This window comes from Micromonospora sp. ALFpr18c (assembly GCF_008868155.1).
In the GTDB taxonomy this organism is placed as follows: Bacteria; Actinomycetota; Actinomycetes; order Mycobacteriales; family Micromonosporaceae; genus Micromonospora.
In genome coordinates, this window is record NZ_WBKR01000163.1 from 1 (window position 1) to 14,914 (window position 14,914).

15 protein-coding genes are annotated in these 14,914 nt (G+C 72.8%); 3 read left to right on the forward strand and 12 right to left on the reverse strand.

Going from position 1 to position 14,914, the window contains the following annotated elements; all coding sequences use genetic code 11:
* Positions 1–52: 52 nt before the first annotated feature.
* From F8271_RS23875 to F8271_RS23895, 5 genes are all read right to left on the reverse strand, one after another.
* Positions 53–739, reverse strand: a complete 687-nt coding sequence (locus tag F8271_RS23875; protein WP_225854719.1) for a hypothetical protein — start codon at positions 737–739, stop codon at positions 53–55.
* Positions 730–1,272 carry a hypothetical protein gene (locus tag F8271_RS23880; protein ID WP_151492065.1) on the reverse strand — a complete coding sequence of 181 codons (543 nt, stop codon included), beginning with the start codon at positions 1,270–1,272 and terminating at the stop codon, positions 730–732. The genes F8271_RS23875 and F8271_RS23880 overlap by 10 nt, the downstream gene beginning before the upstream one ends.
* Positions 1,273–1,374: 102 nt before the next feature.
* Positions 1,375–3,735, reverse strand: coding sequence for a sodium-translocating pyrophosphatase (locus tag F8271_RS23885; protein WP_151492066.1), 2,361 nt, complete (start codon positions 3,733–3,735; stop codon positions 1,375–1,377).
* Between the two features lie 317 nt (positions 3,736–4,052).
* Positions 4,053–4,490 carry an ATP-binding protein gene (locus tag F8271_RS23890; RefSeq protein ID WP_151492067.1) on the reverse strand — a complete coding sequence of 146 codons (438 nt, stop codon included), beginning with the start codon at positions 4,488–4,490 and terminating at the stop codon, positions 4,053–4,055.
* Entirely contained in the window at positions 4,487–4,843 is a 357-nt protein-coding gene (locus F8271_RS23895; RefSeq protein ID WP_151492068.1) for an STAS domain-containing protein, read from the reverse strand. Before F8271_RS23895 ends, F8271_RS23890 begins: the two co-directional genes overlap by 4 nt.
* A gap of 170 nt (positions 4,844–5,013) precedes the next feature.
* Here F8271_RS23895 and F8271_RS23900 point away from each other — a divergent pair, with 170 nt between their 5' ends.
* The 3 genes from F8271_RS23900 to F8271_RS23910 all read left to right on the forward strand — a co-directional run bounded on the left by F8271_RS23900 (position 5,014) and on the right by F8271_RS23910 (position 8,420).
* On the forward strand, positions 5,014–7,413 hold the full coding sequence (locus F8271_RS23900; RefSeq protein WP_370461954.1) for a DEAD/DEAH box helicase: 2,400 nt from the start codon (positions 5,014–5,016) through the stop codon (positions 7,411–7,413).
* Positions 7,414–7,514: 101 nt separating this feature from the next.
* Positions 7,515–7,721: a hypothetical protein gene (locus tag F8271_RS23905; RefSeq protein ID WP_151492070.1), complete on the forward strand. Its 207-nt coding sequence runs from the start codon at positions 7,515–7,517 to the stop codon at positions 7,719–7,721.
* Between the two features lie 120 nt (positions 7,722–7,841).
* Positions 7,842–8,420 carry a hypothetical protein gene (locus F8271_RS23910; protein WP_151492071.1) on the forward strand — a complete coding sequence of 193 codons (579 nt, stop codon included), beginning with the start codon at positions 7,842–7,844 and terminating at the stop codon, positions 8,418–8,420.
* Positions 8,421–8,670: 250 nt separating this feature from the next.
* On the opposite strand, the gene F8271_RS23915 is transcribed toward F8271_RS23910, so the two are convergent.
* From F8271_RS23915 to ssd, 7 genes are all read right to left on the reverse strand, one after another.
* Positions 8,671–9,138, reverse strand: coding sequence for an Rv3654c family TadE-like protein (locus F8271_RS23915; RefSeq protein WP_151492072.1), 468 nt, complete (start codon positions 9,136–9,138; stop codon positions 8,671–8,673).
* The gene (locus F8271_RS23920; RefSeq protein WP_151492077.1) at positions 9,135–9,509 is read right to left on the reverse strand and encodes a TadE family type IV pilus minor pilin; all 375 of its coding nucleotides are present in this window, start codon (positions 9,507–9,509) and stop codon (positions 9,135–9,137) included. Before F8271_RS23920 ends, F8271_RS23915 begins: the two co-directional genes overlap by 4 nt.
* A gap of 110 nt (positions 9,510–9,619) precedes the next feature.
* Complete coding sequence (locus tag F8271_RS23925; protein ID WP_151492073.1) at positions 9,620–9,787, reverse strand: DUF4244 domain-containing protein; 168 nt, start codon at positions 9,785–9,787, stop codon at positions 9,620–9,622.
* Between the two features lie 22 nt (positions 9,788–9,809).
* On the reverse strand, positions 9,810–10,547 hold the full coding sequence (locus F8271_RS23930; protein WP_370461955.1) for a type II secretion system F family protein: 738 nt from the start codon (positions 10,545–10,547) through the stop codon (positions 9,810–9,812).
* A 152-nt stretch (positions 10,548–10,699) separates the two neighbouring features.
* Entirely contained in the window at positions 10,700–11,935 is a 1,236-nt protein-coding gene (locus F8271_RS34235) for a hypothetical protein (protein ID WP_357946840.1), read from the reverse strand.
* The gene (locus tag F8271_RS23940) at positions 11,932–13,143 is read right to left on the reverse strand and encodes a TadA family conjugal transfer-associated ATPase (RefSeq protein ID WP_151492074.1); all 1,212 of its coding nucleotides are present in this window, start codon (positions 13,141–13,143) and stop codon (positions 11,932–11,934) included. Before F8271_RS23940 ends, F8271_RS34235 begins: the two co-directional genes overlap by 4 nt.
* Positions 13,140–14,246 carry a septum site-determining protein Ssd gene (gene ssd / locus F8271_RS23945; protein WP_151492075.1) on the reverse strand — a complete coding sequence of 369 codons (1,107 nt, stop codon included), beginning with the start codon at positions 14,244–14,246 and terminating at the stop codon, positions 13,140–13,142. Before ssd ends, F8271_RS23940 begins: the two co-directional genes overlap by 4 nt.
* Between the last annotated feature and the right edge of the window lie 668 nt (positions 14,247–14,914).

Consider the following 14,914-nt stretch of genomic DNA (forward strand, 5'->3'; position numbering starts at 1 on the left):
CCCCCCGTGTCGATCATGGAGTTGTGGTGGTGGACGTAATGCTCTTGCGGGGTTAAAACGCCCACCACAAGTCCATGATCGACGCGGGTCGGCGGCGGCCGGTGATCCGGTACGCCGGGCCGTCCTCGTCCGGGCCGAGCAGCGTGCCGGCCAGCCCGACGGCGGCGAGTGCCGCGCCCACCGGTTCCCAGCACTCCTGGTCGCTCTCACCGAGCCGCAGCAGGAAACCGCCGGGCGGCTCCGGCGTCCCGGCGGCCGCGAGCCAGAGCCGCAGCCGCCGCCCGGTGAGATGGAAGGTGGCCGGTGGGCGTTTCGCCGGGCCGTGCAGCCACGCGGCTGCGAGCGGTTTCAAGACCCGGGTGTACGACGTACGGACGGCGTGTCGCTCGTCCCCGGTCGGCTCCCAGCTCGCCGCGAGCCCGCGCTGCCCCAGCTCGGCGACGAGCACGTGCACCCGCCAGGCGGCGTCCACCCGCACGGAGAGGCGCGCGGTGCCGCCCATCCGCACCACCTCACCCGGCCCGGCGAGCAGTCCGGCCAGGTCGGCGACCGTCGGCTCGGCCGCATCGGCGCCGAAGAAGACCAGTTGCCGACCGGCGTCGTCGGCCGGGACCGGTGGGTCAGGGTGGGCCGGAGTCCCACGCCGTCGCGCGGGCACGGACACGTCGGGCTCGGGCGCGGGGAACAGCGCCGGGGGCGGCTGCGCCCCCGGAGTGTCACCGAACCCGCTCAGCGACACTCCGGCACCTCGTCGAAGGCTTGTTTCAGCTCCTCGGAGTTGAGCTGACTGGTGTCCAGGGCGCTGGCGTCGTACTCCTTGTTGAGCGTGTCGACGGCGGCCCGCACGCCGTCGTAGAAGGTGGCCGGCTCGGTGGTGCTCAAGCCGTCGATGGTGTCCCGGGCGCGGCCGTAGGCGTCCCGCATCTTCTCCAGCGAGTTGCGGAAGCCCGCGGAGATGGCCTCACCGTTGTCGGTCTCCGGCACGCCGGCCTGCTCCACCTTGCGGCGCGCGGTCTCGCTGGCCTGCTCGGCCCCACCGAAGAGCCGCACCAGGTTCTCCTTGGCCTGCGCCGGCGTGGTCTGCGCGGTCATCTGCTCGTCCGTGCTGCTGGTCAACTTGCTGATCTCGGAACGCCACGGGGTGAGCGCGCCGCAGACCGTGGCCGCCCAGGCCCGCGGGCTGGGGCCGCCTCCGCAGCCGGCGAGCACGACGACGATCGTGGCCAGGACCACCGTGAACTTTCCGGCGGCAGACGCCCGGCACGTACGCATGCGTTGCAGCGTACGACCTTCGGCCAGGTGTGGCACCGGTCCGGATGGGCGGGGTCCCCGGCCGACACGTACGTCGACCGGGGACCCTGGAGCCGTTGATGGTCAGGCGTTGACCGTCTCCGGCCGGTGGTCGGTGCTGCCCGCGCCGGTGTTGCCGTCGGCGTCGGAGCTGTCCATCGCGATGCCCTTGCGCTTGCTGAACACCACCGACGCCACGATGATCAGCGTCGCGACCAGCGCGACGCCGACCCGCAGGCCGACGTTGCGGTCGTCGCCGACGCTCCACGCCACCACGGCGGGCGCGATCAGCAGCGAGACCAGGTTCATCACCTTGATCAGCGGGTTGATCGCCGGGCCGGCGGTGTCCTTGAACGGGTCGCCGACGGTGTCGCCGATGACCGTCGCGGCGTGCGCCTCGGAGCCCTTGCCGCCGTACGCGCCGTCCTCGACCAGCTTCTTGGCGTTGTCCCACGCGCCACCGGAGTTGGCCAGGAAGACGGCCATCAGAGTGCCCGCCCCGATCGCCCCGGCCAGGTAGGCGGCGAGCGCGCCGGGCCCGAGACCGAAACCGACCGCGATCGGCGCCAGGATGGCGAGCAGACCGGGGGTCATCAGCTCGCGCTGCGCGTCCCGGGTGCAGATGTCCACGACCTTGCCGTACTCCGGACGCTGGGTGCGGTCCATGATGCCGGGCAGCTCACGGAACTGCCGGCGGACCTCCATCACCACGGCGCCGGCCGAGCGGGACACCGCGTTGATGGCCAGCCCGGAGAAGAGGAACACCACCGCCGCGCCGATGATCAGGCCGACCAGGTTGCGCGGGTTGGCGACGTTCAGCGAGTTGAGGATCTCGTTGCCGACGTCGGCCACACCGGCGTCCGCGTACGCGCTGCTGAGCGTGTCGGTGTACGAGCCGAACAGCGCGGTCGCGGCGAGCACCGCCGTGGCGATCGCGATGCCCTTGGTGATCGCCTTGGTGGTGTTGCCGACGGCGTCCAGTTCGGTGAGCGTCCGGGCGCCGTGCTCGTCGATGTCGCCGGACATCTCGGCGATGCCCTGGGCGTTGTCGGAGATCGGCCCGAAGGTGTCCATGGCGACGATGACGCCGACCGTGGTGAGCAGGCCGGTGCCGGCCAGTGCGACCGCGAACAGCGACAGCGTGATGGAGCTGCCACCGAGCAGGAACGCCCCGAAGACGCCGGCGCCGATCAGCAGCGCCGAGTAGACCGCCGACTCCAGACCGATGCTGATGCCGGCCAGGATGACGGTGGCGGCACCGGTCTGCGAGCTCTTGCCGATGTCCTGCACCGGCCGACGGTTGGTCTCGGTGAAGTAGCCGGTCAGCGCCTGGATCGCGGCGGCCAGCACGATACCGATCACCACCGCGCCGATGGCCACCAACCGCGGGTCGCGGTCGGTGATGTCGAGCCCGCCCTCCAACTCGGCGAAGGTCGCCGGCAGGTAGGCGTACGCGGCGATCGCCACCAGCACCGCGGAGAGCACCGCCGAGAGGTAGAAGGCCCGGTTGATCGCGGTGAGGCCGCTGCGGTCGGACGTGCGCAGCCGGGTGATGAAGACGCCGACGATCGCGATCAGCACACCGATCGTGGAGATGATCAGCGGGAAGACCAGCCCGTCCTCGCCGAACGCGGCCCGGCCGAGGATCAGCGCGGCGACCAGCGTCACCGCGTACGACTCGAACAGGTCGGCGGCCATGCCGGCGCAGTCACCGACGTTGTCGCCCACGTTGTCGGCGATGGTGGCGGCGTTGCGCGGGTCGTCCTCGGGGATGCCCTGCTCGACCTTGCCGACCAGGTCGGCGCCGACGTCGGCGGCCTTGGTGAAGATACCGCCGCCGACCCGCATGAACATCGCGAGCAGCGCGGCGCCGAAGCCGAAGCCCTCCAGCACGGTCGGCGCGTCGCCCCGGTAGACCAGGACGACCAGCGCCGCACCGAAGAGCCCGAGGCCGACGGTGAGGAAGCCGACCACGCCGCCGGTCCGGAAGGCGATCTTCATGGCGGCCTCGCGGCCACCCTGTCGCTCCCGGGCGGCGGCGGCGACCCGCAGGTTGGCGCGGGTGGCCAGCCACATGCCGGCGCCGCCGATGAACGCGCTGAACAGGGCGCCCACCACGAAGAAGAGCGAGCGGCCGATCTTCACGGCCGTCTCGTTGCCGTCGGTGTCGTGCACCGGCAGCAGGAAGAGCAGCACCACAGCGATCACGACGAAGATCGCCAGGGTGCGGAATTGGCGGAGCAGGTAGGCGGAGGCGCCCTCCTGGACCGCCCCCGAGATCTCCTGCATGTTCGTGGTGCCCTTGCCGGCTGCCAGCACCGCCTTTGTGAGGGCGGCGGCGAAGACGAGCGCCACCAGCGCGATTACCGCGGCGATGACGACGTACGTGACATTGCTTCCGGTAAGGGAAAGCCCGCCGCCGTCGGCGGCCAAGGTCTCGGACATCTGTGTCCTCCTGTTACCGAACACTCGCGCCGGTGGGTGGAGACGCACCGACCAGCGCCTGGATGCGGAATCGCAAGCGCGCCAACCCACCCCAGCGGACCAGCGATGACCACCCATACCCGCTGGCTGCGGGATGGGTCACTTGCTGACAACCCGGGTACTGTAGCCCTCCACAGTGTCAGAGGTCACACCCAGGTGGCACCGTGTCTCGATGATCTTCGTCGCTGTGTTATGAAACGAAATCTGATATAGGGATCGGTCCATGACAAGAAGACCGCATCCCGACGGGGATGCGGCCTTCGTGCAGCAGTTGTGGGTCAGCGGCCGACCGGCCACACCATCCGCACCTCGGTGCCGACACCGTCGTCGACCGGGCGCACCTGCAGGTCCTCGACGAAACCGGCCAGCAACGCGAAGCCGACACCGGTGGTCAACGCCTCATCGGTGAGCGACTCGTTGGCCAGCGCGTCCGGCGGCAGCGCGGCCAGTCCGATGCCCGCCTCGATCGGCGCCCGGTCGACCACCCGCACCGCGTACGAGCCGGAGTCGGACATCTCCACCAGCACCGGATCGGGCAGGCCGTACTGGCGGTGCAGGGCGACCGCCCGGGTGCACGCCTCGCCGATGGCCAGCCGTACCTCGTCCAGCAGGTCCTCCCGAACCCCGGCGCGCCGGGCGACGGCGACGCCGACCAGCCGGGCGGTGCGCACGTGCACCGGCGCCGGTGAGAAGGAGAGCCGGACTGTCGCCATCACGCGTTGGCACCGGTCGGCTCCGCGCCGACCGCGGCATCGACCGTCGAATGCAACGGGAACACCTGGTCCAACGCGGTGATCCGGAAGATCTTGAGCAACGGCTCCTTGTCGCAGACCAGGGCGAACGAGCCGCCGGCCGTCCGCAGCCGCTTGAGCGCGCCGACCAGCACGCCCAGCCCGGTGGAGTCGAGGAAGTCCACCCGACCGAGGTCGACCACCACATGCCGGGCGCCACCGTCGATCAGTTCGAGGAGCCGTTCACGGAGCCGGGGCGCGGTGTAGACGTCCACCTCACCGCCGACCTCGAGCACCGTGTGCTCACCCACAGTGCGGGTCGCCAGTGACAGCTCCATCGGTCCTCCTCGCCAGAGCCGTAAACTCTCCTGGGCATCTAACCACTACCGCCGGGACACCCTGCGGTCGCCGGCGGAGGCTTCCCTTTACCCGCCGGCCCGACTTTTCATCTCCGAACACCAGTGCGAGAGTGCAGGGCGTGACCTCCGACGACTTCAGCTCCGCGCGACTGTCGCCGCGGCTCGACCTGAAGCCGTCGACCAGCGCCACCGTATCCGCAGGTCCCGGCCCTGGGCCAACCCCGGGCGACCTGTTGCGTCGGCTGCGCGCCCGGGGCGCCGGCGACCCGGTCACCCACGTCGAACGGGTGCCGGCCCGCGCCGGCGAGCCCGCGCCGTGGCCGCCGTGGGCACCGACGGAACTGCGCGCGGCGTTCGCCCGGCGTGGCGTGGTCGCGCCCTGGCGGCACCAGGCCGAGGCCGCCAACCTGGCGTACGACGGCGGGCACGTCGTGGTCGCCACCGGCACCGCGTCCGGCAAGTCGATGGCGTACCAGCTCCCGGCGCTGGCGACCCTGCTCGCCGACCCCCGGGCCACCGTGCTCTACCTGGCACCGACCAAGGCGCTCGCCGCCGACCAGCTACGGGCCGTCGCCGCGCTGGAGCTGGAGGGGGTACGCCCGGCCTGCTACGACGGGGACACTCCGCGCGCCGAGCGGGAGTGGATCCGCCGGCACTCCCGATTCGTGCTGACCAACCCGGACATGCTGCACCACGGCATCCTGCCCGGGCACGCCCAGTGGTCCGGTTTCCTGCGCCGACTCACGTACGTGGTGATCGACGAGTGCCACACCTACCGGGGCGTGTTCGGCTCGCACGTGGCGCACGTGCTGCGTCGGCTTCGCCGGCAGTGCGCCCGGTTCGGGGCCACGCCGGTGTTCGTGCTCGCCTCGGCGACCTCCGGCGACCCGGCGACCGCGGCCGGGCGGCTGACCGGCCTACCGGTGACGGCGGTCACCGAGGACGCGTCACCGCGCGGCGGGGTGACCTTCGCGCTCTGGGAGCCGCCGCTGCTGCCACCCGACTCCACCGCCGCGTCCGCGGTGCCCCCACAGGCGGCCGGCGACCACGACGCCATGACGGATCTCGTCCAGGTCCGCCGGTCGGCGCTGCGCGAGACCGCGGACCTGCTCGCCGACACGGTCGCCGAGGGGGTACGCACGCTCGCGTTCGTCCGGTCCCGCAAGGGCGCCGAGGTGGTGGCGGCCAGCGCGCGACGGGCGCTGGACGACGCGGTGCCCGGCCTCGGCGACCGGGTGGCCGCCTACCGGGGCGGCTACCTGCGCGAGGAACGCCGTGAGCTGGAGCGGGCGCTGCTGCACGGTGATCTGCTCGGTCTGGCCTCCACCAACGCGCTGGAGCTGGGCGTCGACCTGATCGGGCTCGACGCGGTGCTGATCTGCGGCTACCCGGGCACTCGGGCGTCGCTGTGGCAGCAGGCGGGCCGCGCCGGGCGCTCCGGGCAGGAGGCGCTCGCGGTGCTGGTGGCCCGGGACGACCCGCTCGACACCTATCTGGTGCACCATCCGGAGGCCATCTTCGGGGCGCCGGTGGAGGCGACGGTCCTCGACCCGGCCAACCCGTACGTGCTGGCCCCACAGCTGGCCTGCGCCGCGGTGGAGGCGCCCCTCACCCCGGCCGACCTGGCGCTCTTCGGCGACGGGGCGAAGGAGGCGATCGACGAGCTGGTGGCGGCCGGTGCGCTACGGCAGCGACCCACCGGCTGGTACTGGCGGCACCGGGAACGCCCCGAGGTGGATTTGCGCGGCGAGGGCGGCGCACCGGTCTGCGTGGTCGAGTCGGCCACCGGCCGGCTGCTCGGAACGGTCGACGGCGGCTCCTCGCACTTCCTACTCCATTCCGGCGCCGTCTACCTGCACCAGGGCGTCTCGTACGTGGTGGACGAGTTGGACCTCGCCGACGGTTGCGCGCTGGTGCACGTCGAGGAGCCGGACTGGTCCACCCACGCGCGGGATGTCACCGACCTGTCCGTGGTGTCGGTGCGCTCCTACGTGGACGCCGGTCCGGTCGGCATGTTCCTCGGTGAGGTGGACGTGACCAGCCAGGTGGTGTCGTACCAGCGGCGCCGGATCGCCACCGGTGAGGTGATCGACACCCGGCCGCTCGACCTGCCCACCCGTGAGCTGCGCACGGTGGCGGTCTGGTTCACCCTGTCGCCGCAGTCGTTGGCTGCCGCCGGAGTCCAGCCGGCCGACGTGCCGGGCGCGCTGCACGCGGCCGAGCATGCCGCGATCGGTCTGCTGCCCCTGATGGCCACCTGCGACCGGTGGGACATCGGCGGTCTCTCCACGGCGGTGCACCCGGACACGGAGGCGCCGACCGTCTTCGTCTACGACGGGCATCCGGGTGGCGCCGGCTTCGCGGAGCGGGCGTACGGGACGGCGTCGGCGTGGCTGCGGGCCACCCGGGACGCGATAGCGGAGTGCGGCTGCGAAACCGGCTGCCCGTCGTGTGTGCAGTCGCCGAAGTGCGGCAACGGCAACAATCCGCTCTCCAAGCCGGACGCGATCCGCGTCCTCGACGTGGTGCTCGCGAACCTGCCCGCCTGATCGGCCCTTGCATGAATCCACCGGGCACGGGGCACAATGATGTGGGAGCGCTTCCATCGATGCCTGTCCAGCCGTTCACCCCCGCGCCCCGAGGAGAAGCCGTGGCCGACACCATCGCCGAGACCGTCGACCTGCTCTACACCATCGACCAGGAACAACTCACCCTCGATCAGCAGATCGCGCTCGGATCCGCGCTGGCCGCTCTGGCTCAGGCGGAACGACTGGAGCAGATCAACGAACGGCTGCGCGGCATCCACCAGGTCCTCAACGGCTGGGCGCTGCGCGCCGCTACCGCCGAGAGCCGCTGACCTTCGCAGGGATCGACCGGACGGGCCGGGGCGGTCGGGGATGGGAGCGCCGGGGGCGCGGGCCCGCAGAGGTTGTCGGGCTGTGCGAGACTCCGGCGCACCATCCCCTGAGGAGATCAGATGCAGCTCGACAACTTGCAGAGCCAGCACCAGTTCCACGTCCGCCAGCGGCTGCGGCTGATGGTCAACCAGTACGAGGTCCGGGCGGTCTCCCCGGACGGCACCGAGGGTGAGCTGTTGGCGTTCGCGCAGCAGAAGCGGCTCGCCTTCAAGGAGCAGGTGACGATCTACACCGACGACTCCAAGCAGCAGCCCCTGCTCGGCTTCAAGGCCCGCCAGCGCCTCGACCTCGGCGCCACGTACGACGTCACCGACGCGGCCGGCAACCCGATCGGCCTGTTCCGTAAGGACTTCGCCCAGTCGCTGCTGCGGTCCACCTGGCACGTCGAGCAGGCCGGTCTGCCGCAGGTCACGGGCCAGGAGCGCAGCCTGCCGGTGGCGCTGCTGCGCCGGTTCGTCGACTCGCTGTCCTGGCTGCCGTACCACTTCGACTTCACCGCCGGCGGCCAGCCGGGCTTCACCGTGGTGAAGAAGTGGGGCCTGCGCGACAAGTACGTCGTCGAGGTGCAGAACCCGCAGCTCGACCGCCGTCTCGTCATCGCGATGGCCGTGGCGCTCGACGCGCTGCAGGCGCGCTGACCCAACCGACGTGCACATCCCCGATCGCCGGCCGGGACGCGGGCACCCTGCCCACGTCCCGGCCAGCAGGCCGTCGGGCGCAGCCCCAGCCGGTGACCGTTCGGGCGCGGCCCGATTGGTGACCCGGTCGCAGCGCGGCCCGGTTGGTGACCGGTCGCTGCCGCGTTCGAGAAGCCGATGCCCACTCCCGGTCGGCGACGCTGTGGAGTTGATGTCGTAGACGAATCGCCGCCCGGTCCGGTCCGAGCGCTCAGCCGCGTACCGGGCCTGCTCGCGCTGTCGACACCGCGACCCGGGTCAGGCCGGGCAGTGGCGTGACCGCCACCTCGACGGTCACCAGCACGTCGAGCCCGTCGAGACGACAGGCGACCAGCCGTCCGCCGTTGCGGTCGACGACGTCCAGGGCCGACGCGCAGGCCCCCACGTCGCCGTCCAGCGCCTTGCCGGCTCCGGCCAGCGCGCCGAGGTCGGCTGCCACCGCCGCCCGCTGAGCGGCCATCGCCGCCACGGCGACGGCCGCACCGAACGTCCCGACCAGCACGAAGACCAGCCCTACCGCCAGCAGCACGACGGTCGCCCCACCCCGGTCGCCGTCCGACCGCCCGCCCTCAAGCCGCTCGCCCTGGGACCGGGTGTCTCGTCGCTCAGCGTCCGGGCGATCGTTGTGCCAGCGTCTGCGATGTTGGTGCCGTGGTCCGTCCGTAGCCCGGTGGTTCATTGGTCCAGCTCCCCTACACCCGGTTCGAGGGCCGCGACGGCGGTGGCGGCCACGGTGATTCGTGGTAGTCGACCGCCCAGGGTGCGTACGGGCGCGCGCACCGTCGCATACACCCGCTCGCCGTCGATCGACACCGACACCTCCGCGCCCGGCGGCCCCGCACCCCGGCCATCGGTGCTGCCGTCCGCGCCCCGGGCTGCGGCCAGCGCCGCCTCCCGGGCCGCGTGCAGACAACTCGCCTGGGTACCGACAGCGTTGACGGCGGTCAGTCCGGCGAGCAGGAGCAAGACCAGCGCCGGCAGGCCGGCCGCCAGTTCGGCGGTGAAGGACCCCCGGTCCCCGCCGACGAGTCGCCGCCCGCCGCCGGGCAGCCCCGAGAACCTCCGAGCGCCTCTGGCGACCCGACCGGGCCTCCGCGTGCCGGTGGACGTCAGCCCGCCGGCGCTGGATTCCCGACCGGGTCCGGCCTGCCGGCGCCCGGTCACTTCAGCGCCCGGTCGATGACGGCGGTCAACGCCGACTGGACGTTGCCGGAGGTCAAGACCTTCAACAGGATCCCGGCGAAAGCGACCGCGGCGAGCGTGCCGACGGCGTACTCGGCGGTGTTCATCCCGGCGTCGCCGCGCAGGCGGCCGATGAGTTTGCGCATGGCTGTTTCCCTTCTCGATGGGTCAGAGCACGTCGCCGAGGACGGCGACGATCACCGGCACCAGACCGGCGAGAATGAATGCGGGCAGGAAGCAGAGCCCCAGCGGTAGGACGATGAGCACCCCCGCCCGGCGGGCCGACGCCTCGGCGGCGGTGGCACGGTCGGCGCGCAGGTCGTCGGCGAGCCGGGTCAGCGCACCGGCCAGGGCGGCACCACTGTTGGCCGAGCGCGCCGCGGCCGCCGCCAACCGGTCCGCACCCGAGACCCCGTCCAGCGCGGACCACGCCTCCGCCGGACCGCCGCCGAGCAGCAGCGTGCGACCGACCCGGGCCAGCCGGTCAGCGAGCGGGCCGTCCAGCGCCTCCGCGACGGCCAGCACCGATCGGTCCACCGGGGCACCTGCCCGCATCGCCGCAGCCAGTAGGTCGGCGGCGAGCGGCAGGTCGGCGGCCTCCCGCAGCCGACGTCTGCGCACGGCCGGCGGCTCGATCCGCCGCAGCAGCACGTCCAGAAGGAACGCGGTCAGGACCCCGCCGAGCAGCCCGAACCACCCTTCGACGATCACGGCCACGGCGAGGCCGCCAAGGCCGGCGGCGAGCCGGATCACGTCCGGCCGGCGCCGGTTGGCTGGTCGCGGCCAGTCGACCGCAGGGCGCTGGCTCCCCGAACCACGCCGGTCGACCGGCACACGCTGGCTTCCCGACCCACGCCGGTCATCCGGCACACACTGGCTGCCCAACCCACGCCGGTCACCCGGCATTTCGCCGCCCGACCCGCGCTGGCGCGCCGGGCCGCGCTGGCGCGTCGGATGGCTCGCCGGGCCGCGCTGGCGGACTGTCTTACTCAACCGGAGCGACGCGACGAGCAGGGCAGCGAGCACCAGCCCGATGGCGACGAGCACCATTGGGGACATCAGGCGGGCCGCCCCGGCGTCGAACCGAGCCGTTCGGCCCAGAACAGGCCGACGACCTGCAGGGCGACCGCGAGGACAGCGCAGACACCGCCGACCGTGCTGTGCAGGAGCACCGCCACGGGATCGACGCCGATCGCGTACCCGAGCCCGATCCCGCCGACCGGCAGGGCCGCCAACAGCCAGGCGGTGGCCCGGGCGCCGGCCGCCTGCGCAGCGGCGGCCGCGAGCCCTCGGTCGGTTGCCCGTGCGTCCGCCTCGATCCGCTCGACCAGCTCGGCGAGCGGCGCGCCCGTCCGGTCCGCGAGCCGCACCGCAGCCGAGGTCAGCTGGCGAAGCCGGTCCGACCCACCGGCGGAGGCGACCTCGATGACCGGCGGCACGGGCACGCCCGCCCGGAGGTCCGCGGCGAGACCACATAGCTGGTCCAACCCACGCCGACGGATCCGCTCGGCGCGCCGGTTGGCCCGCCGGCGCACCAGGCCACGCACGACCAGCGTGCCGTACCCGGCCAGTGCGACCCCGGCGACCGGACCGCCGATCACGGCGCCGACGCCGGCACCCACCAGACCGGCCAGCAGCAGTACGCGCGCAGATCGCACACCACGTACCGCGGCGAACCCGCCATCCTCCCGGCCATCGGGGTCGACCAACTGCTGGTCACGGCGATCCACGTCACCGCGAGGAACAGTTGCCGCACCTGCGACGCGGCCCGGGCCGTCCGCGTGCACTGCCCTGCGACCGTCGCCACCTGACGTGTCGCCCGGACCGTGCGCCTCGGGCTCACCGCCGTCGAACGTCGACGTGGCAACGGAGGCACCGGCACGCGGTTCCGCATCCAGGGCCACCGCCCCCGGTCGATCGGTGCCGGCCGGGCGGCGTGGGTCCCGGCGGGTCGGCGGACGGGCCGGGCCGGCCGGACGCCTGGAGCCCACCCAACTCGCGACACCGATGGTGTCCCGGTCGGAGCGTGCGGCCGGTGCCTGTCCGCCAGCGGATTCCGCAGCCGGCGGGTACTTCGAGATGGCAGCCTGGGTTGATCTCTCTTCGGGTCCGTCGGGCGTGCGACCCAACTCCCGGACCCACTGCACCAGGGCGTCGTCCGGATCATCAACGACGGTGCCAGGGCCTGCGGCCAGCACCCGACGGCGGCGGGCACGGATGGTCCGAACCGGCCACGCCACCAGGACCGCGGCACCCAGGAGCAGCACCGCCACCAGCACCGACCCGCCCGTCATGCCGGACCCGCCGATCCGGGCCACGGCTCACCGAGGATCGGTGGCACCGCCACACCCCGCTCGCGCAACAGCGCCCCCAGCGCGCGTGCGGCCTGCCCCAGCCCACGACCACGCACCCACGCGGGCACCACGGTGACCAGCCGATCCGGCCCCTCGGGGAGCAGCAGGCAGATCGATTCCAGGACTCGTCCGCGGTCGCCACGTCGTACCTGAAACAACACCTGCAATGCCGCGACCACCTGGGCGTGCAGCGCGGCGCGCGGCAGCCCACCCAGCATGCCGAGCGCCTCCAGGCGCGCCGGTACGTCCGACGGCGCGTTGGCGTGCAGCGTGCCGGCCCCGCCGTCGTGGCCGGTGTTGAGTGCCGCCAGCAGGTCCACCACCTCACCGCCCCGACACTCACCGACCACCAGCCGGTCCGGACGCATCCGCAGCGCCTGCCGGACCAGGTCGGCGAGGCTGACCACGCCGGTTCCCTCGACATTGGCGGTACGAGCCTGGAGCCCCACCACGTGCGGATGCCCCGGACGCAGTTCGGCGGCATCCTCGACCAGCACGATCCGCTCCGTCGCCGGCACCAGACCGAGCAGCGTGTTGAGCAGGGTCGTCTTCCCGGATCCGGTGCCGCCGGTGACCAGGTACGCCAGCCGAGCGGCGACGACGGCCGCGAGCACGGGAGCCACCGGACGCGGCACCGTCCCCTGACGCACCAACTCGTCGAGGGTGAACGGCCGGTGCCGGAAGGTCCGCAGCGACAGGTACGGTCCCTCGGTCGCCACCGGCGGCAGCACCGCGTGCAACCGGGTGCCGTCGGCGAGCCGGGCGTCCGCGTACGGGGATCCGTCGTCGAGCCGTCGCCCGGCGCTGGCGATCAGCCGCTGCGCCAACCGGCGTACGTCCTCCACCGTGCCGACCGGCACCGGGACCTGGTGCAGCCCCGCTCCCCGGTCGACCCACACCCGGACGCCGTTGACCAGCACGTCGGTCACCTCGGGGTCGGCGAGCAGCGGTGCCAGCGGCCCGGCGCCGACGAGGTCGTCGTGCACCCGGTCGGCGATGCGCAGCACGGCGGTGTCGCCGAGCACCGCGGCTGCGGGTTCCGCGCGTACCGCGGAGACGATCGCCGCCGGCGTGACCGGTGTGCTGGCACCGGCGATGCGCTGTCGTACCCGGGCGGCCAGGCTCGCATCGTCCGGCCGGGCCGTCATGCCGCACCCGTCGCGGGCACGCCGGTGAGGTCGGCGACGATCCGCTGGCAGAGCGCGGCCAGCGGGCCCTTCCCGGCGGCGGCTGGTGCCTCGCCCCGTTCCAGCCCTCGGCAGAGTCCTGGTTCGGGACGCAGAGTGCCGGCGAGGGGAAGCCCGAGTGCCCGCGCGACCTCGGTGGCGCGTAGCCGGCCCGGGGCGGGACCGCGCACCACGACCGAGAGCGCGGCGCAGTGCGGCGCGGCCGCGGCCACCACCCGGGCGGCAGCGGCGGTGGCGCGCAGCTCCGCGGGTACGACGACGTACGCCTGATCGGCTGCCTGCAGCGCGACCACCGCCGCGTCGTCCAACTGTCGGGGCAGGTCGATCACCACGAAGTCCCGGCCGCGTCGGGCGGCGTCGACGGTCGCCGCCATGGCCGCCGCGGGCAACGCCAGCAGGTCGCCGCGATCCCAGGAGAGCACCACCAGGTCACCCCGGCTGGGCAGAGCCCGGACCAGCGCCGGCGCGTCGACCCGACCGTCGGCACCACTGAGCGCCGGCCAGCGCAGCCCCTCCAACTGTTCCCAACCGAGTACGAGGTCGAGGCCACCGCCGAGCGGATCGGCGTCGACCAGCAGGGTGCGCAGCCGCGCCCGCGCGGCGGTCACGGCCAGCCCGCCCGCGAGCACACTCGCACCGGCACCGCCGCGCCCGCCGAGCAGCGCGACGATCCGCGCGCTGGAGTCGTCCGCGAGGCTGGGGCCGTGCTCGGCGAACCGATCCACCAGCCACGGTTCGGCGGCCGGCAACGTGGCGACATGCTCGGCGCCGATCAACTCGGCGATCTGCCAACCAGGGTCGAGCTGACCGGACCGACCAACCAGCACCAACCGGGGTCGCCGCGGCAGCCGGGCCCGCAGGCACGGCTGCGCCTGGTCGGCGCCGAGCAGAACCAACGGCGCGGGAAGCCAGCGAGTGCGGGCTGCCGCTGGATCGGCGGCGAGTTCCACCTCGATGCCGCCTGCGGCGGCGAGCCGAAGCAGGTCGTCGAGCAGGTCACCGTCGCCGGTGACGAGCAGTGGAAGCCGTCGGATCGGGGGCGGAACGGAGGTACGGGGTGGCATCGCGGCCTCCAGCAGTCGGGGCTCGGTTGTGCCGCCGACCCTGCTCGGAATCCGCCCCTGGTACCGCCCCAGGTACGCCGCCTGTGGACAACTTCGCGGCCTGTGGACAACGCCCGTCGAGACAGTTGATCTGCTACGCGCGCGGCCTGTCCGGCTGGCGCGTCAGCGCGTGGCGAATTGCGGAGGCGTCGCGCGGATCGAGCGGCCGACGCGGTGAGCCGGCTTTCGTGTGACCCCCGGGTCACCACGCCCGACGCAGCGAATTGTCCCCTGAGACCAGAAAGCAGAAGATCATTCAGGTCGAGGGCCTCCAATGGCAGCTCTTCAGGTCTCGTCCTGACTGGACGGCGGCACTAGGCTGGCCGATGCCGGACCGGAGGACGCCGCGGAGGTAAAGATGGATGAGGAACTACTTCCGAAGGAGCGCCTGGAAAGCGCCATACGTAAGGGTGAGAGCCAGTTCCGCGAATTCAAGACGGCACTAGTACGGCAGCCGCCATTAGCAGTCTGACCTGCTGGGATGTGGTGGGGGCGGCGTCCGACATGGACGCAGCCGCCCGTTGATCATGTGTTTGTGAAGACAACAAGATCGAAGGCGGCTGCTGCTGCCAGCATAGAGGCTGCCCGGGCGGCCCGGACCGCGGGTGAGTTGCTGGGACGGCTGCGGT